The following is a 23,427-nucleotide window of genomic DNA, read 5'->3' as shown; positions in this document are numbered from 1 at the left end:
CAGGAGTCGTCAATACCAACTGACTGTTGAGTAATCTTCAGCTTTTGACGCTCATGGGAGATGATCAAGTCACATGGGTGACAAAAGGAGCGAATCGTGCGCGACATTCTCCCGGCGCTCGGGCGCTGGTACGCGGCGGGCGAGCCGTTCGGACTCGCCACCGTCGTCTCGGTGAGCCGTAGCGCGCCCCGTGATCCCGGGGCCGCGATGGCTGTGGGACCCGGTGACGAGGTGGTGGGCAGTGTGTCCGGGGGGTGTGTCGAGGGCGCGGTGTTCGAGCTGGCCCAGGAGGTCGTGGCGAGCGGTGAGGCACGCCTTGAGACCTTCGGCTACAGCGACGAGGACGCCTTCGCGGTAGGGCTGACCTGCGGCGGTGAGATCACGGTGCTGGTGCGGCCCCTCACTCCCGCCATCGACCCCTCCTTCGCGGCGGTCGCGGAGACGGTGGCAGCGGGCCGGCCGGTGACCGTGGCCACCGTGACCGACGGTCCGGCGGCGCGCGGCGCCACGCTCGGCGTCTGGCCCGACCGGGTGTCCGGCACCCTGGGCGCGACCGGCCTGGACGTGGCCGTCACCGCCGACGCACGCGGCGAACTCGCCCTGGGAGCAACGGGGTTGCGGCACTACGGGCCCCACGGTGAGCGCCGCGAGGACGCGGTCACCGTGTTCCTGCACTCCTTCGCGCCCCCGCCCCGCATGCTCGTCTTCGGTGCCATCGACTACGCCGCCGCCGTGGCCCGGATCGGCGCCTTCCTCGGCTACCGGGTCACCGTCTGCGACGCCCGCCCGGTCTTCGCCACCCCGAAGCGCTTCCCCGAGGGCGTCGAGGTGGTCGTCGACTGGCCGCACCGCTGCCTGAGCGGCACGGAGACCGACGAGCGCACGGTGATCTGCGTACTGACCCACGACCCGAAGTTCGACGTACCGCTGCTGGAGGAGGCGTTGCGCCGACCCGCCGCCTACATCGGGGCGATGGGCAGCCGCCGCACCCACGACGAACGCCTGCGCCGGCTGACGGAGGCCGGCCTCACCGCGCCCGAGCTGTCCCGGCTGCGCTCCCCCATCGGGCTGGACCTCGGCGCCCGTACGCCCGAGGAGGTGGCGGTGTCCGTGGCCGCCGAGATCGTCGCCCTGCGCTGGGGCGGCAGCGGAGTGGCGCTGACGGCGACGGCCGGCGCCATCCATCCGCCGAAGGCGGGTTAGGTCAGCCGGGGCGGCAGCCTGTGCAGTTCCACGTCGGCGAGTTGACCGCCGTCCGTCACCGTCGCCGTCATGTACGTGCAGTGCGGCTGGCTGCGCCGGTCGGTCGGCGAGCCGGGGTTCAGCAGCCGCAGGCCGGTGTCCGCCGTGGTGTCCCACGGGATGTGACTGTGGCCGAACACGAGGACGTCGAGGTCGGGGAAGCGGGCGGCGCAGCGGGCCTCGCGGCCCTGGGCGGGGCCCGTCTCGTGGACGACCCCGAAGCGCAGGCCGCCCAGATCGGCGTACGCCACCTCGGGGAGTCTGGCCCGCAGACCGGGGCCGTCGTTGTTGCCGTACACGCCGATCAGACGGCGGCAGCGGCTCTCCAACAGGTCGAGCGTGTCCGTGTCGACCCAGTCGCCCGCGTGGAACACGACGTCGGCGTGCGGGAGTTCCGCGAGGAGTGCCGCCGGCAGTTGCCTGGCGCGTTTGGGGAGGTGGGTGTCGGAGAGGAGCAGAAGGTGCACGAAGGCGAGCGTAGACGCGCTGCTGGGGGTGCCGCGATGTGTCGTCGCGCGGCTGCGGCGCCGTCGTGGCTGGTCGCGCCCGCGCGGCGGAGCCGCATATGGACACAACCCCGCGCCCCCGTGAGGCGCGGGCGCGCCCCTCGGGTGCCACGCCCCGGCAGGTCGCGGAGACCCGCGCGCGGTTAGTATCAGGCAGCCCGGACCGTGCCGTTGCGGAAACGGGGAGTAGAGCCAAAAGGGGGCTTCCAGCCGCATGCCGGTCAAGGTCAGCGTCATCGTTCCGGTGTACAACCCGGGACCGTACATCGAGGACTGCGTCGCGTCGCTGCTGCGGCAGTCGCTGCCCGCCGACGAGTACGAAGTGATCCTCGTCGACGACGGTTCCACCGACGACACCCCGGCCCTGCTGGACGAGCTCGCCGCCACGGACCCGCGTTTCCAGGTCATCCACCAGGAGAACTCGGGCTGGTCGGGCAAGCCGCGCAACGTCGGCATCGAGGCCTCGCAGGGCGAGTTCGTCATGTTCGTCGACAACGACGACTACCTCGGCGACGAGGCCCTTGAGCGGATGTACGAGTACGGCGTGGCCAACGGCGCCGATGTGATCGTCGGCAAGATGGCCGGCAAGGGCCGGCCGGTGCCGGTCGAGCTGTTCCGGCACAACCACCCGAAGGCCAGTGTCGAGAACGCCCCGCTGATCGACAGCCTCACCCCCCACAAGATGCTCCGCCGCGCGTTCCTCGACCGCATCGGTCTGCGCTTCCCCGAGGGCCGGCGGCGCCTTGAGGACCATGTCTTCGTGACCGAGGCGTATCTGCGCGCGGACAACGTCTCCGTACTCAGCGACTACGTCTGCTACTACCACGTCAAGCGCGACGACGCCTCGAACGCGGGATTCCAGCGCTTCGACCCGGTCGGCTACTTCCGCAACCTGCGCGAGGCCCTCGACGTCGTCGAGCGGTACACCGAGCCGGGCCCGGTGCGCGACCGCCTCTTCCGGCGGTGGCTGCGCAACGAGATGGTCGAGCGCATGCGCGGCAACCGTCTCCTCAAGCTGCCGGAGGACTACCGCAAGGAGATGTTCGACGAGATCCGCGGGGTCGTCGTCGAGCGCTTCGGCCCGGGTGTCGCGAACGGTATGCAGGAGGCGCAGCGGATCGTGGCGGCACTGATCGCCGCCGACCGGCTGGACGACGTGGTGGCGTTCGCCGAGTGGGAGGCGTCGCTCGCCCCCACGGCCACCCCGCAGAGCGTGGAGTGGCAGGGCGGTGTCCTGCACGTCGGTTTCACCGCCGAGTTCACCTCGCACGGCAGGCCGATGACGTTCCCCGCCGAGGACGACAGCGACGGCGCCGACCTGGACGGCACACCCACCGACGCCGACAACGCGATCGCCCGCGTGGGCGCGTCCACGGTCGCCAGGTTCGGGAGCGCGACGGCGGACTTCCTGGTGCGGGAGCGGGCCACGGCCGCCCAGTTCTTCCAGCCGGTGGAGCTGACCCGCGAGACCCTTCCGGCCGACGAGGACGGTCAGGTGCGGCTGGTGCTGCGCGGCACGGCCACCGTCGACCCCGGCACGGCGGCGGGCGGCGTGGCGCTGGGCGGCGGTCTGTTCGACGTGTTCGTCCGGATCAAGCAGGGCGGCTGGACCCGTGAGTGCCGTCTCGGCCCGGTGAAGCTGGACCCCCGTCCGGTGCCTCCGGCCGGTGTGGTCGCCGGCCGGGTGGTCCTGCCGTACTGGACCGCGAAGCAGGCCACGCTGTCCCTGGACGTCGACCGCGCGGTCAAGGGCGTCGGCCTCGGCCGCCTCAAGCCGGACGATGTCACCGTCACGGGTGACCGCCTGCGCGTGGCGCTGCCCCTGTACGTGCCCGGCGACACCAAGACGCTGCTGCGGCTCACCTCCCCGGCGGTCACCGGGCCCGTGGAGGTGTCCGGCACGCTGTCCGGCGTCCCCGACGGTTCCGGGGCGTTCGTCGAGGCGACGCTGCCCGGCGGCGCACTGGCCGACGGGACCTGGAAGCCCGCGCTCTGTCCGGCCCCGGAGGCCGGTGAGCCGCGCTTCCTGGCGATGTCCGTCAGCCTCAGCGCCAGGGCCGGCCGCGTCCAGGTCGCGCGGCCCGCCAAGCCGGCCGGGCCGAGCACCGGGCAGCGGCTGGTCCGCAAGGCGCGGCGCACCCTTGGGAAGATCGCGCGCAAGGCCGGGCTGCGACGCGGAAACGGAGCCTGACAGCATGCGAGCACTGGACATCGAAGGCGCCTGGGTACTGGAGCCGAAGATCTTCCCGGACGACCGGGGGACCTTCCACGAGTGGTACCGGGGCGAGGAGTTCCGCGAGGCCACCGGCTACGACCTCTCCCTCGCACAGGCCAACTGCTCGGTCTCGCGCCGGGGCGTTTTGCGCGGGGTGCACTTCTCGGACGTGCCGCCGAGCCAGGCCAAGTACGTGACATGCGTGCGCGGTGCGGTCCTGGACGTCGTGGTCGACATCCGGGTCGGCTCACCCACCTACGGTCAGTGGGAGGCGGTGCGGCTGGACGACGAGACCCGGCACGCCGTGTTCCTCGCGGAGGGGCTCGGGCACGCGTTCATGGCGCTCACCGACGACGCCACCGTGGTGTACATGTGTTCGACGGGGTATGCGCCGGGGCGTGAGCACGGGGTGCATCCGCTCGACCCTGCGCTGGGCATCGCCTGGCCCGAGGGCATCGAGCCGGTGCTGTCGGAGAAGGACGCCGAGGCGCCGACCCTGGCGGAGGCGGAGCGGGCCGGGCTGCTGCCGTCGTACGCGGAGTGCGCGGCGTACTGCGCGGGACTGCGCGACACCAGGTAACTCCCGTGTGTCGGAGGCCTGTTCACCGGTCGCCGACACAGGAGCGACCCGCGGCCCGGCAGCTGAAGAGCTGCCGGGCCGCGGTCTCTCGTTCGGTTCCGCGTCAGCGGCTGGTGCTCAGCGGCTGCAGGCTGCGCCGCAGTTGCTCCCAGCCTCGCGAGCGCTTGGTGCCGCGGTTGCGTGACTTGACGAGCGGGGCCCAGAAGCCGGCCTCGACCAGGGTCTCCGGCTTGATCGCGGGCGTCCGCTCCAGAACGCTCTCGGGCACCTTCTGCGGGTCCGGGACTTCGAACTCCGCGATGATCTCGTCGTACTTGTCCTGCAGGACGGTGTTCTCGGGGTCGGCGCCGAAGACGATGAGCTGTCCGGTGGGCGCGGTGTCGACGAGGACCGTGACCAGGTCGGGGCGGTACCGGGCGAGGATCTCGGTCAGCTTGTAGACGTCGCCGGTCCAGGCGTCGGTGTGCCGGTCGCGGGCGGCCTCGTCGATGCTGCGCGGCAGCATGTCGTCGAGGACGATGACGCTGGCCCAGTCCGAGTGCTTCTCGACGTTGATGAAGTCGCGCAGCGCGTACTCGAACAGGTGCATCCCGTCGATGAACGACAGGTCGAGCGTGGTGCGCTGCCAGTAGCCGAACGGGCTGCGGTTGCGGGCCAGGTTGCGCAGCGGGTGCCGGCCGCCCGTGAGATGGGCGAGGGGGTTCTGCCGCGCGAAGAAGTCGTCGCTGGTCGCCTTCGCGAGATGGACGTCGCAGCGGATCTCCGAGACCACCTTGAACGCGGGGTCGATCGCGATGCTCGGTACCCGGGACAGGGTCAGGCTTCGGCCGTCGTTGACGCCGATCTCCAGGTAGTTCCTGTTCGCGCTGACCTTGTGGAGCTCCCGGAGGAACTCATGGCGTTTCACGAGGAAATCTCCTTGCGGATGTGTGGCAGTGCTTCGTGCAGGGCGGTACGCCAGTCTCGGAGGGGTCCGAGACCGGTCTGCTGCCAGCGGCCGTGGCCGAGGGCGCTGTATGCGGGCCGGGGTGCGGGCCGGGTGAAGGCCGCGCTGGTGGTGGGGTGCACCCGGTCCGGGTCGGCGTCGATGAGACGGAACACCTCGCGCGCCAGCTCGAACCAGGTGGTTTCGCCGGAGTTGGTGGCGTGCAGGACGCCGTTGACCTCGGGGCCGATCCGGGGTCCGAGGTCGGCGATGCGTGCGGCGACGTCGGCGCTCCAGGTGGGCTGGCCGCGTTGGTCGTCGACGACGTCGAGGGTGTCCCGACGCGCCTCCAGGTCGATCATCGTACGCACGAAGTTGCCACCGTGGGCGCCGTACAGCCAAGCCGTGCGCAGGACGGCACTCGCGGCCGGGAGCGTGGCCAGGACGGCCTGTTCACCAGCGAGTTTGGTGCGGCCGTACGCCGTGCGCGGGGCCGGGGTGTGGTCCTCGGGGTACGGAGTGCCGCGGGCCTCGCCGTCGAAGACGTAGTCGGTGGACACCTGGATCAGACGGGCGCCGTGCTCGGCACAGGCCTGGGCCAGCAGACGCGGTCCGACGCCGTTGATGCGCAGCGCCGTCTCCTCGTCCGTCTCGGCGTCGTCGACGGCGGTGTAGGCGGCGCAGTTGACGACCAGACCGGGCTCATGGGCGGCGAGGACGCGCCGCACTTCGTCGGGGTCGGTGATGTCCAGTGCGGCGCGGGCGAGGCCCACGACGCTCTCACCGCGCCTGAGGAGTTCCTCGACGGTGTCGCGGCCGAGCATGCCTGCGGCGCCGGTCACCAGCCACTTCATCCGCGCACCTGCTTCTCGGCCTGCTCGTCCTTCTCGCCCGCGCCGACGCGCCGCTTGAGGGGCTCCCACCAGGCGCGGTTGTCGCGGTACCAGGCGACGGTGGCGGCCAGTCCGGCCGCGAAGTCGTGGCGCGGGGTGTAGCCCAGCTCGTCGTGGAGTTTGGTCCAGTCGACGGAGTAGCGCAGGTCGTGGCCCTTTCGGTCCTCGACGTACTCCACGCTGTCCCAGCCCGCCCCGCACGCCTCCAGGAGCAGCGCGGTGAGCTCCTTGTTGCTCAGCTCCGTGCCGCCGCCGATGTTGTAGACCTCGCCGGGCCGGCCGCCGGTGCGCACCAGGTCGACGCCCTGGCAGTGGTCGTCGACGTGCAGCCAGTCGCGGACGTTCAGGCCCTCGCCGTACAGCGGGACCTTCTCGGCGTCCAGCAGGTTGGTGACGAAGAGCGGGATGACCTTCTCGGGGAACTGGTGCGGCCCGTAGTTGTTGGAGCAGCGGGTGACGCGCACGTCCAGGCCGTGGGTGCGGTGGTAGGCGAGGGCGAGCAGGTCCGAGGACGCCTTCGACGCCGAGTAGGGCGAGTTGGGGGCCAGCGGGTGGTCCTCCGGCCAGGAGCCGGACTCGATCGAGCCGTACACCTCGTCGGTGGAGACGTGCACGAAGGGGCCGACGCCGTGGCGCAGGGCCGCGTCCAGCAGGGTCTGGGTGCCCAGGACGTTGGTGCGGACGAAGTCGGCGGCGCCGTCGATGGAGCGGTCCACGTGGGACTCGGCGGCGAAGTGGACCACCTGGTCGGCCTCGGCCATCAGTTCGTCGACCAGTTCGGCGTCACAGATGTCGCCCTGGACGAACTTCAGCCGGGGGTGCCCGACCGGCAGGTTCTCCAGGGTGCCCGCGTACGTGAGCTTGTCCAGCACGGTGATCCGGGGCGCGTCGGGGGCGTCGGACGCGAGGAGTGTGCGGACGTACGTGGAGCCGATGAATCCGGCGGCGCCGGTGACGAGGAGGTTCATGAGTGGATCTGCACCTTGCTGTGGTCTCCGAGGACGAGTCGGTGGGCACTGGGAACACTGGGGGCCGGGGTCACCTCGACATGCCTGCCGATGAGCGAGGACTCGATGCGGCCCACTCCGGCGATGGACGAGTCGCGCAGCACGATGGAGAACTCCAGCTCACTGTCGGTGATCCGGCAGTTCTCCGCGACGGAGGTGAACGGCCCCACGTAGGAGTCGCTGACGACGGTTCCGGCGCCGATGACGACGGGTCCGACGATGCGTGAGCGGCTGATGCTCGCGCCCTCCTCGATCACCACCCGCCCTATGGTCTCGGACGCGGTGTCCACGTCCCCGTCGATCCGCCGCTCCAGGCCCTCCAGGACCATGCGGTTGACCTCCAGCATGTCGGTGACGTTCCCCGTGTCCTTCCAGTAGCCCTTGATGAGCGTGGATCGTACGTCGGCCCGGGCGTCGATGAGGTGCTGGATGGCGTGGGTGATCTCCAACTCGCCTCGCCAGGAAGGGCTGATGGCGCGTACGGCGTCGTGGATCGCCGGGGTGAAGAGGTACACGCCGACGAGCGCGAGGTCGCTCTTCGGGTTCTCGGGCTTCTCCTCCAGGCCGATCACCTGGCCGTCCGCGTCGAGTTCGGCGACACCGAAGGAGCGCGGGTCGGGCACCTGCGTGAGCAGGATCTGGGCGTCGGGGCGCAGTCTGCGGAACTCGTCGACGAGGTCGCTGATGCCGCCGACGATGAAGTTGTCGCCGAGGTACATGACGAAGTCGTCATCACCGAGGAAGTCCCGTGCGATCAGCACGGCGTGGGCGAGGCCCAGGGGTCGCTCCTGCGGGATGTAGGTGACCTTCAGGCCGAACTTCGTTCCGTCGCCGACCGCTTCCTCGATCTCGGCCGCGGTGTCACCGACGATCATGCCTACCTCGGTGATGCCCGCTTCGGCGAGGGATTCCAGGCCGTAGAACAACACGGCCTTGTTGGCCACGGGCACGAGCTGCTTCGCGGAGGTATGTGTGATCGGCCGAAGCCGTGTGCCGGCGCCGCCGGAGAGCACGAGAGCCTTCATCCGTTCACCCTAGCTTCGATTTCCCACGACGTGATATCCGGTGCCTCAGAGTGACCGGTGCGGGCGGCTCTCGGGCTCCAGCGCGATCTCGCTCCACACCTGTTTGCCGCCGCTGACCGGGACGGTTCCCCAGGCCGCCGACATGGCCTCGACCAGGAGCATGCCCCGGCCGCCGGTGGCCTCCCAGCCGATGTTCGTCGGCCGGATGGGAGTGCGGGGCGAGTTGTCGGCGACGGCGACACGCAGCCGGCCGTTGAAGAGGGTGAGGTCGAGACGGACCTGGCCGTCGGTGTGCACGAGAGCGTTGGTCACCAGTTCGGAGACGACGAGGAGCACGGTGTCCATGTTCTCCTGGACTCCCGCCTCGCCCGCCATGCCCCAGGCACGCAGGGTGCGCCGGCTGAAGCGGCGGGCGTGCCGGACCGCCTCGGGCACCCGCCACACGGTCCAGCTCTCGCGCAGCGGGCGCTGCTCCATTCCGTCGTAGCGCAGCAGGAGCAGGGCCACGTCGTCGTTGCGGTTGGCGCCGGCGAGCAGGGCGTCGGCGACGAGGCCGAGGTGGGCGGGGTCGGCGGCGGCGAGGCCGGCGGCCAGGCCGTCGAGGCCGTCCTCGATGTCGATCTCCGCGGACTCGACGAGACCGTCGGTCGTGAGGGCGAGCAGGGTGCCGGGCTGGAGGCGGAGCAGGCTCATCGGGTATTCGGCCCGGGGCAGCACGCCGAGCGGGGGGCCGACGTCGGACTCGGTGACCTCGGTGGTGCCGTCGGGGTGGCGGACGACCGGCGGGAGGTGACCCGCGCGGACGTACCAGGCGGTGCCCTCCTCCATGTCGACCTCGACATAGCAGCAGGTCGCGAAGAGGTCGGTCTCCATGTCGACAAGGAGACGGTTGGCGTGGGAGACGACGACGTCCGGCGGGTGGCCCTCGACGGCGTACGCGCGCAGGGCGGTGCGCATCTGGCCCATGAGGGTGGCGGCGCCCGCGTTGTGGCCCTGGACGTCGCCGATGACGAGGGCGACGTGGTTGTCGGGGAGGGGGATCACGTCGTACCAGTCGCCGCCGACCTCCAGTCCCTCGGTGGTCGGGAGGTAGCGGGCCTCGGCGACCCCGCCGGGCAGCTTGGGCAGGCGGCGGGGCAGCAGGGAGCGCTGGAGCATCCCGACGAGTTCGTGTTCGGCGTCGAAGGCGTGGGCGCGCGTCAGGGCCTGGCCCGCGAGGCCGGCGGCGGCGGTGAGCAGGGCGCGTTCGTCTGTGCCGAACTCGTGCGGGCTGTCCCACCCGATCAGGCAGACGCCGGCCATCCGGCCGCCGGCTGGCAGCGGCAGTACGGCGAGTCCGCCGGGGCCGACGCCTTCGAGCGCGGGCTCCACCTCGGTGCCCGCGGGCCAGATGGCGGCGCGGCCCTCGCGCAGGGCGGCGGCCAGCGTGGGCATGGCTCGCACGGGCGACTCGGGCCACTCGGAGCGCCATTCGAGCCGCCACAGCTCGGGCCAGGCCTCGGGTTCCGGCGGGTCGAGGACAGTGACGACGAGCCGTTCGTTCTCCAGTTCCGCGAGGGCGATCCGGTCGGCCCGCAGCGGCTCGCGCAGCGCGGTGACGACGGCCCGGCTGACGTCACGGACGGTCCCGGCGGTGGCCAGGGCGGCGGCGAGGCGCTGGACGCGGGCCACGTCGATGACACCGGAACGCAGGGTGGAGGCGTCGCCGACCGTGCCCACGAGCCGGGCGGGCCGGCCCTCCCCGGCGGTCACGAGCCGCCCGCGCAGCCTGAGCCACCTCGGCGGGCCGGCGGGCTGGAACACCCGGAACTCCAGTTCCCGGTCGCCGATGGACATGTGGTCGGCCTCGACGACGGACATCAGGGAGGGCAGGTCCTCGGGCACGGTCAGGCCGAGCAGGCTCTCGACCTTGCCGTCGAAGTCGGAGCGGTCGAGCGCGAACAGTTCGAGGAGTTCGTCACCGACCTCGACGCGCCCGCTGTTCATGGCGAGGCTGAAGGCGTTGGCCGGCAGTTCGCCGGGGTCCGCGGCCAGGCCCGGGGCGGACCATGCGACAGCGTCGGCGAGCAGACCGAGGCATTGCCGGGCCTCGTCGTCGAAGCCGCCGCGACTCTCCGTGACGACGAGCAGACAGCCGCCGTCACCGACCGCCGCACCCGCGCGGACGGGCAGGGCGGCCAGATGGACGTCACCGGCCGGTATGCGCCGGGACTCGGCGCAGTTGGCGAGTTCGTCGGGGCCGAGCCATACCGGCTGTCCGGTGCGGTGGGCGTCGGCGGCGGGCGAGTGGGCGGCCACGGGGTAGCTGTCGCGCAGGCCGTACAGCGTGCGGGGCACACCAGCCGATTCGACGAGACACAGGAGGTCACCGGTGTCGCCCGGGGCGTAGACGGCGGCGACGGTCGCGCCCGCGAAGACGAGCGTCTGTTCGAGGACGCGTCGGAGGCGCTCGCGGGGGTCGAGATCGGTGAGCGATTTGAGGGCAAGTTCGGCACGCACCGATCTCGTGCCGCGTCCCGCGCCCTCACTGACCACGTTCGTCATTACAGCGCGTATGGGGCTCAGGCGCAGCCCCTGCGGCGTTCCGCGGCACCGGTCGGACCAGTCCGCGCCCCCGACCGCACTCGTGCGTTCCGCACAGCGGTCTCGTGACAGCCGTGACTGTCGGGACCCGTCCACGGGCTGGAAGGCTCGGTGGCAGCCAACGAGGAGGTGGGCATGGACCAGCGTTACGAGGTGTACGCGCTCGCCGACCAGCACTTCTACGAGACACCGGACCGGCTGTCCGCACCGGGCGAGGCCGCTCCCCTGTTCGAGACGGCCCGCCGGGCGGTACCGGAGGGCTGGCGTGCGGGACGGATCGGCGACTGGCTGGCACTGACGCCGCTCGGCCCGGACGGTGACCCGCTCCCCGGACCCACCCAGGGCTGGAAGGTGCATGCCTCGGCCACCCGGGCGAACGCGGAGCGGACCGCCGCGGCGGTCTGGGACTACTGCGTGCCGCGCGGCATCCCGTTCAAGTTCCTGCCGGGCCCCCATCTGCTGCATCTGCGGAACACCAAGTACGCGGGCCGGGACGGCAGCGGGAAGTTCGTGACGGTCTATCCGGCCGACGCGGACCGCCTGCACGAGGTGCTGACCGAACTGGGCGGGCAGCTGGAGGGCTGCGAGGGGCCGTACATCCTCACCGACCTGCGCTGGCAGGAGGGCCCGCTGTACGTCCGCTACGGGGCGTTCGCGCGCTCCTTCGTCGTCGACGAGCGCGGCTCGCTCGTGCCGGCGGTGCTGGACGGCGAGGGACGGCTGGTGCCGGACCGGCGCGCGCCCTCCTTCCAGGTCCCGGAGTGGGTGCGGCTGCCCGCCTTCCTGGAGACGCAGCTCGCGGCCCGCAACGCGACGACGGTCACCGACCTGCCGTACCGCATCGAGAAGGCCCTGCACTTCTCCAACGGCGGCGGCGTGTACGTCGGCACCGACACCCGCGACGGACGCCGGGTCGTCCTGAAGGAGGGGCGTCCGCACGCGGGGCTGGCGGCCGACGGCGCGGACGCGATCACCCGGCTGGAGCGCGAACGCGCCGCGCTGGAGCAGGTCTCCGGGCTCGGCACGGTGCCTCAGGTGCGCGACTGGTTCACGCTCGGGGACCACCGCTTCCTCGTCATGGACTTCATCGAGGGCCGCCCCCTCAACGCCTTCTTCGCCGAGCGCCACCCGCTGCTCACCCACGACCCCGATCCGCGGGCGGTGGCCGCCTACACCCGGTGGGCGCTGCGTATCCACCGCGCGGTCGAGGAGACCGTCGAGGCGGTGCACGCACGCGGGATCGTCTTCAACGACCTGCACATCTTCAACATCATGGTCGCGCCCGACGAGGAGTCGGTGTCCCTGGTCGACTTCGAGGCGGCGGCACCGGCCGAGGAGCGGGGCCGCCAGGTCGTCGCCCACCCCGGGTTCTTCGCCCCGCCCGACCGCAGGGGCGTGGACGTCGACCGGTACGCGCTGGCGTGTCTGCGGCTCGCGCTCTTCATGCCCCTGACCACTCTGTTCGTGGTGGACCGCGGCAAGGCGCCCCACCTGGCCGAGGTGATCGCCGGCCAGTTCCCGGACGTACCGGCGGAGTTTCTGGACGAGGCGGTCGCCGAGATCACCCGTGAGGTGTCCCCGCGGGGGGCCGCCCACCCCGTACCGTCACCGCGCGCCGCTCCCGTCGAGCCCGGTGACTGGCCGTTCAGCCGCGACTCGATGGTGAAGGCGATCCTCGCCTCCGCCACCCCCGAACGCGACGACCGGCTCTTCCCCGGCGACATCACCCAGTTCTCCGACGGCGGCGGACTAGGGATCGCACACGGCGCGGCCGGGGTGCTGTACGCGCTGTCCCAGGCGGGCGCCGAGCGGTACGAGGAGGGCGAACGCTGGCTGCTGGCCCACACCGACCCCGTACCGGTGGGCACGCCGCTCGGGCTGTACGACGGTCTCGCGGGCGTCGCCCATGTGCTCGACCTTCTCGGGCACAGCGGGCGGGCGCTGGACCTGATCGACGTCGTCCTCGGGGAGAAGTGGCACAAGCTCTCCTCGGATCTGCGGGGCGGCCTCGCCGGACTTGGCCTGGTCCTGGGCCGGCTGGCGCACACGACAGGGAGGACGGAGCTCGCCGAACGGGCCCAGGACGTCACGGACATCCTGGTGAGCCGCCTGGCCGAGCCGCTCCCGGACCCGAAGAAACGGCGCGCCGGGCTGCTGCGGGGCGCGAGCGGGCCCGCGCTGCTGTTCCTGAGGCAGTACGAGGTGTCAGGTGATCCCTCGCTGCTCGACGCGGCCGGTACGGCGCTGCGCCGGGACCTGGACTGCTGCGTCGTGCAGCGGGGCGGCGGCCTGGAGGTCGACGAGGGGTGGCGGACCATGCCGTACCTCGGGGACGGCAGCGTGGGGATCGGTCTGGTCCTCGACGACTGGCTGGCGCTCGGCGCGTCCGAGAAGCCGTCCCGTGCCCACGCCGACGGGCGCGAGGAGTTCGGGCAGGCCCGCGACCGGATCCTGACCTCCGCCGCGTCACGCTTCTACGCACAGCCCGGTCTGTTCCAGGGCAGGGCCGGCATGATCCTGCACCTTGCCCGCACCGGCGCCCCCGAGGCGCGGCGGCGGGAACAGATCGACGGGCTCGGCTGGTACGCGATGTCGTACCAGGGCCAACTGGCCTTCCCCGGGCACCAGATGATGAGGCTCTCCATGGACCTGGGCACCGGAACCGCGGGCTGTCTGCTCGCGCTCGGCGCGGCCCTCGACGAGACGGCCCCCGCAGCTCTGCCCTTCCTCCCGCCGCGACGGCGGCCCCATGACGCGGCTCCGCACCAGGAGTCGTGACGCGACACCCGTCCCCACAGGGGGAACCCGGACTCACCGGGACCGACGAAAGGAATCGACATGGCACTGCTCGACCTTCAGACGATGGAGTCCGACGAGACCGCCGCCACGGGCGGGAACAGCACGCTGAGTCTGCTGTCCTGCGTGAGCGCGGCCAGCGTCACCCTCTGTCTCTGAGCACCTCAGGCAAGGATGCCGGGCGGTCACTCCCATCCGCGGAGGGCCGCCCGGCGGTCGGTCACCCCCCGTCGGAGGGTCCACCCGAATGACGACAGCCACCCACGACCGGCGTCCCCCGGCCGACGACACCGCCTCGCCGTTGCGTACCACCGTGCGCCGCACCGGGGGGCGTTGTGCGGCCCTGTTCCTGGTGGCCACGGCCTCGACCGGGCTGAGCCTGGCCCTGCCCTTCACCCTGGGGCGGGCCCTCGACCTGCTGCTGGCACACCCGGGCGGGTCGGGGGCCATGCGCTGGGTTCTGTGGTGCGCCGGTCTCGTGCTGCTGCTCGCCGTGCTCGACGCCGTCGAGACCGTGCTGGGGGGCACCACGACCGCCCGCGCCACGGCGTTGCTGCGGTACCGCCTGGCCGGGCATCTGCTCGCCGTGGGGCCACGGGCCGGGGCGCGGTTCGGGTCCGGCGAGCTGGTGGCCCGGCTGATCGGCAACGCCGCGCAGGCCGGGACCGCGCCCGCCGCCGTCTCCGCGCTGCTGGCCGCGGTCGCCGGGCCGGTCGGAGCGGTGGTGGCACTCGGCCTGCTCGACCCGTGGCTGGCGGCGGTGTTCCTGGCCGGGGCGCCGGTGCTCGCCCTGCTGCTGCGGGCCTTCACCCTGGACTCGTCACGGTGTGTGGCCGGCTACCAGGATGCCCAGGGACGGATCGCGAGCGGGCTCGCGGAGGCGATCGGCGGAGCCCGCACCATCGCCGCGTGCGGGACAGCGGGCCGGGAGACGGCCAGGGTCCTGCGGCCGCTGCCCGAGCTCGCCCGCGCGGGCCGCCGGATGTGGCACGTCCAGGGGCGCGCGGCGGCCAGAGCGGTCGCGCTGGCTCCGGCGCTGCAGCTGGGGGTCGTGGCCGTGGCGGGCGTCCTGCTGGTCCGGGACCGGCTGACGGTGGGCGAGATGCTCGCCGCCTCGCGGTACGCCGTCCTGGCGGCGGGGGTCGGTGTCCTGGTCGGGCAGTTGTCGGGGCTGGTCCGGGCGCGGGCGTCGGCCCGACGCCTCGGCCAGGTGCTGGCCGAGCCGGTGACGCCGTACGGGAGCCGCCGGCTGCCTGCGGGGCGGGGCCGGCTGGAGCTGCGCGGGGTCACCGCCCGCCGTGGCGGACGTACGCTCCTGGACGGCGTCGACCTGGTCGTGCCCGGGGGCAGCACGCTCGCCGTGGTCGGCCGCTCGGGCGCGGGCAAGTCCCTTCTGGCGGCCCTCGCCGGACGCCTGGCAGACCCCGACGAGGGAACCGTGCTCCTGGACGGCGTGCCGCTGCCCGAACTGGACCACGCCGAGCTGCGCCGTGCGGTCGGCTGCGCCTTCGAACGTCCCGCCCTGCTGGGGGAGACAGTCGCGGACACGATCGGCTTCGGCGTCGATCAGGCGTCGCCCCGCCGGATCAGGGCCGGTGCCGCCGCCGCCCACGCCGACACGTTCGTACGCCGGCTGCCCGACGGCTACGCCACCCCCTGCCGGGCCGCGCCCCTCTCCGGGGGCGAGCGGCAGCGCCTCGGCCTCGCCCGGGTGCTGGCCCGCGACAGCCGGCTGCTCATCCTCGACGACGCGCTGTCCAGCCTCGACACGGTCACCGAACACCATGTCGTCGACGCCCTGCTGCACCGCTCCCCGGTCGGTACCCGGGTGGTCGTCGCCCACCGGATCTCCACCGCGGCCCGCGCGGACGCGGTGGCGTGGCTGGACGGGGGGCGGGTGCGGGCGGTGGGGACGCATGCGCAACTGTGGCGCGAAAGGGGCTACCGGGAGGTGTTCGCTGATGCCGGGGGGTGAGCACGCCGGGCAGGGGCGGACCGGAACCGACGGTCTACGCACACGCGGGCTGCGGTTTCTGCGGGGGCGGCGGCGCGTGGTCGTGCGGCTCGTGCTGTGGTCCGTGCTGGAGACCGCCCAGACGTTCCTCATGGGATACGCCCTCGCCCGCGCCCTCGACGAGGGGTTCCTGCGCGGCCGCTCGGACGTCGGACTCGGGTGGCTCGGGATCGCCGCGCTCGCGGTCGCCGTGGGGGCGTACGGCACCGGACGGGTCTACAGGGCGGTCGCCGAGCTCGTCGAGCCGTTACGGGACCGGCTTGTGGAGCGGGTGGTGGCGCGCGGGGTGCGGGAGGCGGACGGCGGGGCGCTCTCCGCGCTGACCCAGCAGGTGGAGATCGCCCGGGACACCTTCGCCGGTGTCGTGATGGTCTCCCGTTCCTTCGTCTTCACGGCCGGGGGCGCACTGATCGGGCTGGCCTCGCTGGCGCCGCCCCTGCTGCTCGTGGTCGCTCCCCCGCTGGTCGTCGGCGTGGGACTGTTCGCGGCGAGCATGCGCCCGCTGGCCCACCGCCAGGAGGCGTTCCTCGTCGCCGACGAACGCCTCGCCGACCGGCTCGGGGACGTCTGTGCGGGGCTGCGGGACGTGACCGCGGGAGGTGCCGAGGAGCAGGTGGCGGCCGATGTCGGCGAACGGGTCGACGCCGAGCTGAGGGCGGCCCGCTCGCTGGCCCGCTGGGGAGTGCCGCGCGTGGCGTCGATCGCCGTCGGCGGTCAGCTCCCCGTCGTTCTGCTGCTGCTGGCGGCGCCCTGGCTGCTGCGCCAGGGCGTCACGCCCGGCGCCCTGGTCGGTGCGCTCGCCTATGTCACCCAGTCACTGCTGCCGGCCCTGCAGAACCTGGTCCACGGCATGGGCACCAGTGGCTCGCGGCTCGCGGTGGTACTGCGCCGCCTGGTGCCGCCCGGTCCGGCGGCGGACCACGGCAGCGGGCCGGACGCCCGCCCCGCCCACCCCTCCGCCAAGGCGCCCGCCCTCACGGTCTCCGGCCTCACCTTCGCCTACGGCCCCACCTGCGCCCCCGTCGTCGACGGCCTCACCTTCAGCCTGCCCCGGGGCGCGCGGCTCGCCGTCGTCGGCCCCAGCGGCATCGGCAAGTCCACCCTCGTCTCCCTGGCCGCCGGTCTCCTCGGACCCCAGCACGGCTCGGTCCGGCTGTGCGGGCATCCGGTGTCCGGCGACACCGCCCACGCGCACCGGGTCGTCATTCCCCAGGAGGCGTACGTTTTCAGCGGCACGTTCGCCGAGAACCTCGGCTGTCTGCGGCCGGATCCGGTGCCCGAGGCCGAACTGCTGGCCGCCGCCGAGGCGGTCGGGCTCGCCCCGCTCCTCGCCCGGCACGGCGGGCCCGGGGCCCGGGTCGACCCGGCCGCGCTGTCGGCCGGCGAACGGCAGCTGATCGCGCTGACCCGGGCCTGGCTCTCGTACGCCTGTGTGGCGCTCCTCGACGAGGCGACCTGCCATCTGGACCCGGAGGCGGAGGAACGCGCCGAGCGGGCCTTCGCCTCCCGGGCCGGCACCACCCTGGTCGTGGTCGCGCACCGGATCGCCTCGGCACGCCGTGCGGACCGTGTCCTCGTCATGGACGGCCTGCAGTGCGCGTACGGGACGCACGACGAGCTGCTGGAACGCTCCTCCCTCTACCGCGACCTGGTGGGCAGCTGGTCGGCGGCGCCGCCGGCATCGTCACAGCCAGCCCTCACCCTGCGAGATACGGATGGCGTCGACGCGGTTGCGGGCTCCGGTCTTGCGGGTGATGGCCGCCATGTAGTTGCGCACGGTTCCGTGGGACAGGTGCAGGCTGCCGGCGATCTCCGCGACGGACGCCCCCTCCGCGGCGAGTGACAGGACGCTCAGCTCACGCCGGGTGAGCGGGATCTGCGTGGCTCTGAGAAAGCCGAAGCCGAGTGAGTCGTCGACGAAACGTCTACCCGCCGCGACCCTCCGAATGGCGGACACCAGCCGCTCCGGCGCCCCTTCCCTGTCCTTGTCGACGTAGCCCAGCGCGCCCGCCTCCGCAGCCCGCTTCAGCAGGCCCGGTCTGGCGGCGCTGGCCAGTACCAGCAGGCGCGGTGCGGGCCCGGCCGTCCCGCGGTCGCGCAGTTCGCCCAGCGGCGGTAAGCCGTAGGAGTCCGGGCTCTCCAGGTCGGCCGCGCAGACATCGGGCCGCAGCGACCTCGCCCTCCCCCCGGCACTGCGCCAGGAGGCGTCGGACACCCCCAGGTCGGGTTCTCTGCGCAGCCACTCCGCCAGGACCGATCGCACCAGACTCGCGTCGTGCACCAGAAGCACTCGGATCACTGCCACTCCTTCACCCTCATCGGCCCGGTTCACCGGTGCGCGTGCCCCCTTTTCGGCTCTCGGCTCTCGCGGCTGCTGCCGGGCGTGCAGAACTGGCCAACGGGGTGCGAGGGGGCGCACACAGGGGGCTTTCGCGCCGGATTTGAGCTTCAACCGCTGGAGCATGGGCCGGAGTGGAGTGGGCATTCAGCGGAACTCCTTCCTGCCGAAAAATTCTCGGCAGGAAGCGGGGAACAACCGCTCGCCGTGCGCGACGGGCCGAGTGGACAGAGCCTTGAGTCTGAAGGGCCCGGCCCGGTGAGGAGGTGGTCCCGGTGGCTGATGAACCGGCGTCCGCACGCGGACGGCCCGGAAAAGACGCCGGCTCGGCCTCGTTCGGCAAGCCACTGCTGTCGCTGGCGCTGGCGGAGATGATGGAGGACGTCCGCGCCCTGGCGGGCGGGGTGTATCTGCTGGCGCCCGGTGGTTCCGTGCTGGAGATGGCCGTCATGGCGGGGCTGCCCCGGGCGTTCGCGGCGCCCTGGGAGCGGGTCGGGCTGAGCTCACCGGTTCCCGTCGCCGAGGCGGCGCGCGAGCGGCGGTTCGTATGGGTGGGCGGCGAAGGGGACATGGCCCGGCGGTTTCCGCGGGTGGCTGTCGTGCTGCCCTATCCCTTCGCGCTCGCCGCCGTGCCGCTGGCGACCTCCTCGACGGTGTACGGGTCCGTCTTCGTGACCTGGCCCGGTTCGCATCCGTCTGAGCTGTCGGACCGGGAGCGGGCGCAGCTCAGCGCGGCCTGCGACCGGCTGGCGCTGCGTCTGGAGCGGGCCGCCGCCGAGCACCGTCCGCTGCGGCCCGAGGCGGACCTGCTGGCCATCCCGCCCGAGGAGACGGCCGACACCCTCGGCACGGTCGAGGCGGCGCGGATGGTGGCGCGGCTGCCGTACGGTCTGTGCTCGCTCGATCTGCACGGGCGTGTCTGTTTCGTCAACGCGGCTGCCACGGAGTTGCTGGGTATCCCCGCGCGCGGGCTGCTCGGCACCCGGCTGTGGGTGTCGGTGCCCTGGCTCAACGATCCGGTGTACGAGGACCGCTACCGCGCCGCGCTGTTCAGTCTGCACGTCACCTCGTTCGTGGCACTGCGCCCGCCGGGCGACTGGCTGTCGTTCCGTCTGTATCCGAGCGCGACCGGGCTGAGCGTCCATATCACCAGGGCGCGGGCGGTGGGCGACCTGGACCGAGCGGAGCGCCCGCCGGGCGGCCCCTCCAGTCTGGTCACGATCTCGCAGGTGCTGTCCCTGGCGGGCGCGCTCACCGAGGCGGCGGGCGTCGAGGACGTCGTCCAGCTGGTCGCGGACGAGATCATGCCGGCGGTGGGCTGCCAGACGCTGGTGATGCTTGGCTCGCGGGGCGGACGCATGCACGTATTGGGGCATCGCGGGTACACCGACCCTCAGCTCGTGGAGAGGTTCGACGGGGCGCCGCTGACCGAGCAGAACCCGGGAACCCAGGTCCTCACCACTGGTGTGCCCGCCTTCTTCGAGTCCCGGGGGCAGTTGGACCGGCTGTTTCCGGCGCTACGGGATGTCCCCGGCCAGATGGCGGCCTGGGCGTTTCTCCCGCTGATCGCGTCCGGACGTCCGGTCGGCACCTGTGTGCTGGGCTACGCCGAACGGCACGCGTTCCCCGCCGACGAGCGCGCCGTCCTGACCAGTCTCGGCGGCCTGATCGCCCAAGCGCTGGAGCGGGCGCTGCTGTACGACGCCAAGCACCGGGTCGCGCACGGCCTCCAGGCCGCACTGCTGCCCAGTTCGCTGCCGTCGCTGCCGGGCTTCGAGGCAGCCGCGCGCTATCTGCCCGCCACCCAGGGCATGGACATCGGCGGCGACTTCTACGACCTGGTGACCGCGCACGGGCGGGCCTCGGCGGTGATCGGGGACGTCCAGGGGCACAACGTGACGGCGGCCGGACTGATGGGCCAGATCCGTACGGCCGTACGGGCGTACACGACTGTCGGTCAGGCGCCGGAGGAGGTCATGAGCAGCACCAACCGGCTGCTGATCGACCTCGGCACCGAACTGTTCGCCAGCTGTCTGTATCTGCGGCTCGATCCGGACTCCGGCCGGGCCGTGATGGCCCGTGCGGGGCATCCGCAGCCCCTGCTGAGACATCCGGACGGACAGGTGCGGGTGCTCGACCTGGCCGGGGGTCCGCTGCTGGGGATCGACGCCTCCGCCACGTATCCGCCGACCGAGGTCGAGCTGCCGCCCGGCTGCGTCCTCGCCCTGTACACGGACGGGCTGATCGAGTCCCCCGGCGTCGACCTCGACGAGGCGCTGGGCGCGCTCGGACGGCGGCTCGCGGCGACCGGGGACCGGCCGCTGGACGAACTCGCCGACGATCTGGTCGAGTTCGGTGCGGGAGTGACGGACCGGGTGGACGACATCGCGCTGCTTCTGCTGCGGGCGCGTGCGGAGAACCGAGCGCGGGCGCCCCTCCCATGAGGCGGCCGGGACAGCCCACGCCCACCTGCGCAGATGGGCCGCCGCTGCTGTGCTCCGGCCTGCTCACGCACGCACAACGGTCCGGCCCTCCCGCCGGAGGGCCGGACCGTTTCACTGGCGGCCGGGACTACTGGTGTGGCCGGTCAGTGGTCCTGGTTCTCCAGACCGGTGCCGTCGTCCACGGCGTTGCCGGTTTGGTCGTCGACCCCGCCGAGCTCGTCGCCGCCGACCTCTTCACCGAGTCCGGCCTCTTCGCCCGCACCGGCTTCCTCACCGGCACCGGCCTCTTCACCAGCGCCGGCCTCCTCACCGGCGCCCGCGCCGCCCGCGCCGAGGGTCGCGCCGACGGCCTCCAGGGCCGTGGTGACCGGCTGGAAGAAGGTCTCGCCGCCGACCGTGCAGTCGCCGCTGCCGCCGGAGGTCAGGCCGATCGCACCGCCGTCCTGGGTGAACATCGAGCCGCCGCTGTCGCCGGGCTCCGCGCAGACGTTGGTCTGGATGAGGCCGGTGACCGTGCCCTCGGGGTAGTTCACGGTGGCGTCGAGGCCGGTCACCTCGCCGTCGCTGAGGCCGGTCGTGGAGCCCATACGGAAGACCTGCTGGCCGACCTCGGCCTCGGCGGCCTGCAGGATGTCGACGGTCTGGCCGCCCCCGACGTCGACGGTGCTGTCGGCCACGGTCGCCGGGTCGTTGTACTTCACGAGTGCGAAGTCACCGTCGCCCGGGAAGGTGGCAGCCTCGACCGTGCCGATCGCCGCGCCGTCCTCCGCGTCCGACCACTCGGCCGCGGCGACACCGCAGTGACCGGCGGTCAGGAAGCCGGGGGTGCCGTCCCCGGTCACCACGTTGAAGCCGAGGGAGCAGCGGGCGCCGCCGCCGAAGATGGCGTCGCCGCCCTCCACGAAGGTCTTGAAGGTGCCCGCGGTCTTCTTGATGGTCGCCATGCCCGAGCCGAGGCTCTCGACGGTCGACTCGATCGTGTCCCAGTTGGCGCCCGTGACCGTACTGTCGGCGGTGACCTGAATCTTGTTGGTCCGGGGGTCGAGGGCCCAGGCGGTGCCCGGGATGGTCGCCTCGGCCTTCAGCGTCTGAGCACCCGCCTTGAGTTCCGCGATGCTGTTCTCGACCTCGCGGACGGCGGCGCCGGCCTCCTGGGCCTGGATGATGACGTTGTTGTTGTCACCTTCGATGACGTTGATGATCAGCTGCTGCCTGTCGGCGTCGTAGTAGGAGCCCGCGAAGGCATCCCCGAGCAACTCCTCCAGCTGCGAGGCCAGATCCGAGGCATCCGTCGCCTGAAGGGTCTTCGGAGTGGCGCCACCCGCCGCGTCGGTCTGGGACGCCATGGCGTTGGGCAGCAGGAGGGCCGCCGCTCCGATCGCCGCGACGCTGCCCACCGCTATCGCGGCCTTACGCTTCGGAATTCGCTTGTGACTCAACTTCTTGACCTCCTGCGGGGCGGGGTCTTAGCCGCCGATCGTTCATCGGCGACCGACTGGGGCGCCTGGATGGCTGTAGGTACGGACGGGTCGCGCGGGGCGTTCAAACGTGTTTGCCAACTCCCTTTGCGAAACGGCGAATCGGCCATTGCCGGGCCCTGATCCGGAGCCGCCGGGAACAACCACCCATATGGCGATGACGCCCACCGAAGCAGACAGGATCCTTTCCGCCGCCTTCGCACCCCGGGTGCGCGCACTCGGCCTGTCGGCCGGGGAACCGGGCGAGCACCGGGCGCTGCTGCGAATGTCCTGGTCGGCACGGTTGGCCCGGGAGGGCGGCGCGCTGTCGGGGCAGGCCCTGATGGCCGCCGCGTACACCGCGACCGTGATCGCGGTGTACGCGGCACGCGGGGCATTCGTCCCCATGACGACGGTCCAGCAGTCCACGACATTTCAGCGCGCGGTGACCGGATCGGATGTCCTGATCGAGGCGGTCGTCGCAAAGCCCGGCCGCGGACGGTCTTCGCCGACATCACGCCGACCGATGCCGAATCCGGTGAACTCGCGGCCCGCGCAAGCACGGTGTACGCCCTCCCGGGCCGACCCGCCACACAGAAAGGCCACAGAAAGACACTTTCCGTAATCATCTGATGGCTTTGTGTCGGTCATACCGATGCGAATCCCGGCTTCAGTGAATCTGCACACCGAATGTGCAGCCAGGTCACCGCATACGACGGTTCCGCACATCCGCTCGTCACGCGCCACGCCTTTGGTGGCGGACTGTCCGATTCCGCCACGCACCCGTGAACGACGCGCCCACCCGGCCGCAAGAGCCGGGGTGCACCGAAGCCGTGCGGCATGTGAAGAAGTCACCGCCAAGACGTGCGCACACCCTCACGGTGTGGGGCCAGTGGGTCTCAAATGCCCTGGTGGGGCGGTTGGTTGATTGGAAGCGCGCTGTCCGGGCGTGCTTTGATCCATCGCATCGCAGGGGCCGCTGAGGTTCCGGCAACGGGCCTGAGTGGCTCTGCGGTCGCGGCCGTCGTCTGTCCCCCAGAGGGGGCCGCTCTCCCCCCTTGAAATACCCATACGAAGGGAAGTTCCATCATGAACTCCACCCCCCAGGTTGAGACCGCCGAGCTGTCGGACTCCGCTCTCGACGCCGTCTCCGGCGGTCTGTCCCTGAACGCCGTCGGCACCGTCACGAACCTGGTGGACAGCGCTGCCCCCGGCGTGCTTCCGCTGGTCGGCACGGTCACCGGCACGGTCGAGGGCCTCACCGGCCTGAACACCGGTGCGGTCACCAACCTGGTCGCCGGTCTCTGATCGACGCCTCGCACCGCTGAGTCCCGGAACCGTTCCCCGGTTCCGGGACTCTCGGGTGCCACAAACCCACCGGCCCTTCTCAGGCAAGTCTTCC

General features: G+C 72.1%; 16 protein-coding genes and 2 pseudogenes. 10 read left to right on the top strand and 8 right to left on the bottom strand.

The genetic code is table 11. The features are described from left to right. Positions 1 to 96: 96 nt before the first annotated feature. The gene (locus RB628_RS06540; RefSeq protein ID WP_318319323.1) at positions 97 to 1,203 is read left to right on the top strand and encodes an XdhC/CoxI family protein; all 1,107 of its coding nucleotides are present in this window, start codon (positions 97 to 99) and stop codon (positions 1,201 to 1,203) included. Here the strand turns inward: RB628_RS06540 and RB628_RS06535 are convergent. Next, positions 1,200 to 1,709 (bottom strand): metallophosphoesterase, encoded by a 510-nt coding sequence (locus RB628_RS06535; protein WP_318319322.1) that lies wholly within the window; start codon positions 1,707 to 1,709, stop codon positions 1,200 to 1,202. The genes RB628_RS06540 and RB628_RS06535 overlap by 4 nt on opposite strands. A gap of 253 nt (positions 1,710 to 1,962) precedes the next feature. Between RB628_RS06535 and RB628_RS06530 the strand changes: the two genes are divergently transcribed. Beyond that, positions 1,963 to 3,939 (top strand): glycosyltransferase family 2 protein, encoded by a 1,977-nt coding sequence (locus RB628_RS06530; protein ID WP_318319321.1) that lies wholly within the window; start codon positions 1,963 to 1,965, stop codon positions 3,937 to 3,939. Positions 3,940 to 3,943: 4 nt separating this feature from the next. Then, positions 3,944 to 4,543, top strand: coding sequence for a dTDP-4-dehydrorhamnose 3,5-epimerase (gene rfbC, locus RB628_RS06525; RefSeq protein WP_318319320.1), 600 nt, complete (start codon positions 3,944 to 3,946; stop codon positions 4,541 to 4,543). Between the two features lie 103 nt (positions 4,544 to 4,646). On the opposite strand, the gene RB628_RS06520 is transcribed toward rfbC, so the two are convergent. The 5 genes from RB628_RS06520 to RB628_RS06500 are packed head-to-tail and all read right to left on the bottom strand — an operon-like array spanning position 4,647 to position 10,937. Beyond that, on the bottom strand, positions 4,647 to 5,450 hold the full coding sequence (locus RB628_RS06520; protein ID WP_318319319.1) for a class I SAM-dependent methyltransferase: 804 nt from the start codon (positions 5,448 to 5,450) through the stop codon (positions 4,647 to 4,649). Further along, positions 5,447 to 6,322 carry a dTDP-4-dehydrorhamnose reductase gene (rfbD, locus tag RB628_RS06515; RefSeq protein ID WP_318319318.1) on the bottom strand — a complete coding sequence of 292 codons (876 nt, stop codon included), beginning with the start codon at positions 6,320 to 6,322 and terminating at the stop codon, positions 5,447 to 5,449. Before rfbD ends, RB628_RS06520 begins: the two co-directional genes overlap by 4 nt. After that, the gene (gene rfbB / locus RB628_RS06510) at positions 6,319 to 7,329 is read right to left on the bottom strand and encodes a dTDP-glucose 4,6-dehydratase (protein WP_318319317.1); all 1,011 of its coding nucleotides are present in this window, start codon (positions 7,327 to 7,329) and stop codon (positions 6,319 to 6,321) included. Before rfbB ends, rfbD begins: the two co-directional genes overlap by 4 nt. Further along, positions 7,326 to 8,393, bottom strand: coding sequence for a glucose-1-phosphate thymidylyltransferase (locus RB628_RS06505; protein WP_318319316.1), 1,068 nt, complete (start codon positions 8,391 to 8,393; stop codon positions 7,326 to 7,328). The genes rfbB and RB628_RS06505 overlap by 4 nt, the downstream gene beginning before the upstream one ends. A gap of 45 nt (positions 8,394 to 8,438) precedes the next feature. Beyond that, positions 8,439 to 10,937, bottom strand: coding sequence for a SpoIIE family protein phosphatase (locus RB628_RS06500; RefSeq protein WP_318319315.1), 2,499 nt, complete (start codon positions 10,935 to 10,937; stop codon positions 8,439 to 8,441). A gap of 174 nt (positions 10,938 to 11,111) precedes the next feature. On the opposite strand from RB628_RS06500, the gene lanKC reads away from it, so the two are divergent. From lanKC to RB628_RS06480, 4 genes and pseudogenes are all read left to right on the top strand, one after another. Next, positions 11,112 to 13,754, top strand: a complete 2,643-nt coding sequence (lanKC, locus tag RB628_RS06495; RefSeq protein ID WP_318319343.1) for a class III lanthionine synthetase LanKC — start codon at positions 11,112 to 11,114, stop codon at positions 13,752 to 13,754. A 60-nt stretch (positions 13,755 to 13,814) separates the two neighbouring features. Beyond that, positions 13,815 to 13,931: a SapB/AmfS family lanthipeptide gene (locus tag RB628_RS06490; RefSeq protein WP_318319314.1), complete on the top strand. Its 117-nt coding sequence runs from the start codon at positions 13,815 to 13,817 to the stop codon at positions 13,929 to 13,931. Between the two features lie 88 nt (positions 13,932 to 14,019). Then, positions 14,020 to 15,747 (top strand): ABC transporter ATP-binding protein, encoded by a 1,728-nt coding sequence (locus tag RB628_RS06485; protein WP_318319313.1) that lies wholly within the window; start codon positions 14,020 to 14,022, stop codon positions 15,745 to 15,747. Then, positions 15,689 to 17,182, top strand: a pseudogene (locus RB628_RS06480) (ATP-binding cassette domain-containing protein); the annotation flags it as partial. The gene RB628_RS06485 and the pseudogene RB628_RS06480, both read left to right, overlap by 59 nt. A 288-nt stretch (positions 17,183 to 17,470) precedes the next feature. Here the strand turns inward: RB628_RS06480 and RB628_RS06475 are convergent. Continuing rightward, positions 17,471 to 18,085: a LuxR C-terminal-related transcriptional regulator gene (locus tag RB628_RS06475; RefSeq protein ID WP_412180602.1), complete on the bottom strand. Its 615-nt coding sequence runs from the start codon at positions 18,083 to 18,085 to the stop codon at positions 17,471 to 17,473. A 314-nt stretch (positions 18,086 to 18,399) separates the two neighbouring features. Here RB628_RS06475 and RB628_RS06470 point away from each other — a divergent pair, with 314 nt between their 5' ends. Next, positions 18,400 to 20,568 (top strand): SpoIIE family protein phosphatase, encoded by a 2,169-nt coding sequence (locus RB628_RS06470; RefSeq protein WP_412180601.1) that lies wholly within the window; start codon positions 18,400 to 18,402, stop codon positions 20,566 to 20,568. 143 nt (positions 20,569 to 20,711) lie between these two features. Here RB628_RS06470 and RB628_RS06465 read toward each other — a convergent pair whose 3' ends face one another. Then, positions 20,712 to 22,007, bottom strand: coding sequence for a S1 family peptidase (locus tag RB628_RS06465; protein ID WP_318319311.1), 1,296 nt, complete (start codon positions 22,005 to 22,007; stop codon positions 20,712 to 20,714). A gap of 190 nt (positions 22,008 to 22,197) precedes the next feature. Between RB628_RS06465 and RB628_RS06460 the strand changes: the two are divergent. Then, a pseudogene (locus RB628_RS06460) lies at positions 22,198 to 22,658 on the top strand (PaaI family thioesterase). A 456-nt stretch (positions 22,659 to 23,114) separates the two neighbouring features. After that, the gene (locus RB628_RS06455) at positions 23,115 to 23,333 is read left to right on the top strand and encodes a type A2 lantipeptide (protein ID WP_318319310.1); all 219 of its coding nucleotides are present in this window, start codon (positions 23,115 to 23,117) and stop codon (positions 23,331 to 23,333) included. Positions 23,334 to 23,427 lie beyond the last annotated feature (94 nt).

The organism is Streptomyces sp. ADMS (assembly GCF_033441795.1).
In the GTDB taxonomy this organism is placed as follows: domain Bacteria; phylum Actinomycetota; class Actinomycetes; order Streptomycetales; family Streptomycetaceae; genus Streptomyces.
This window is presented reverse-complemented; position numbering and strand designations above follow the sequence as displayed.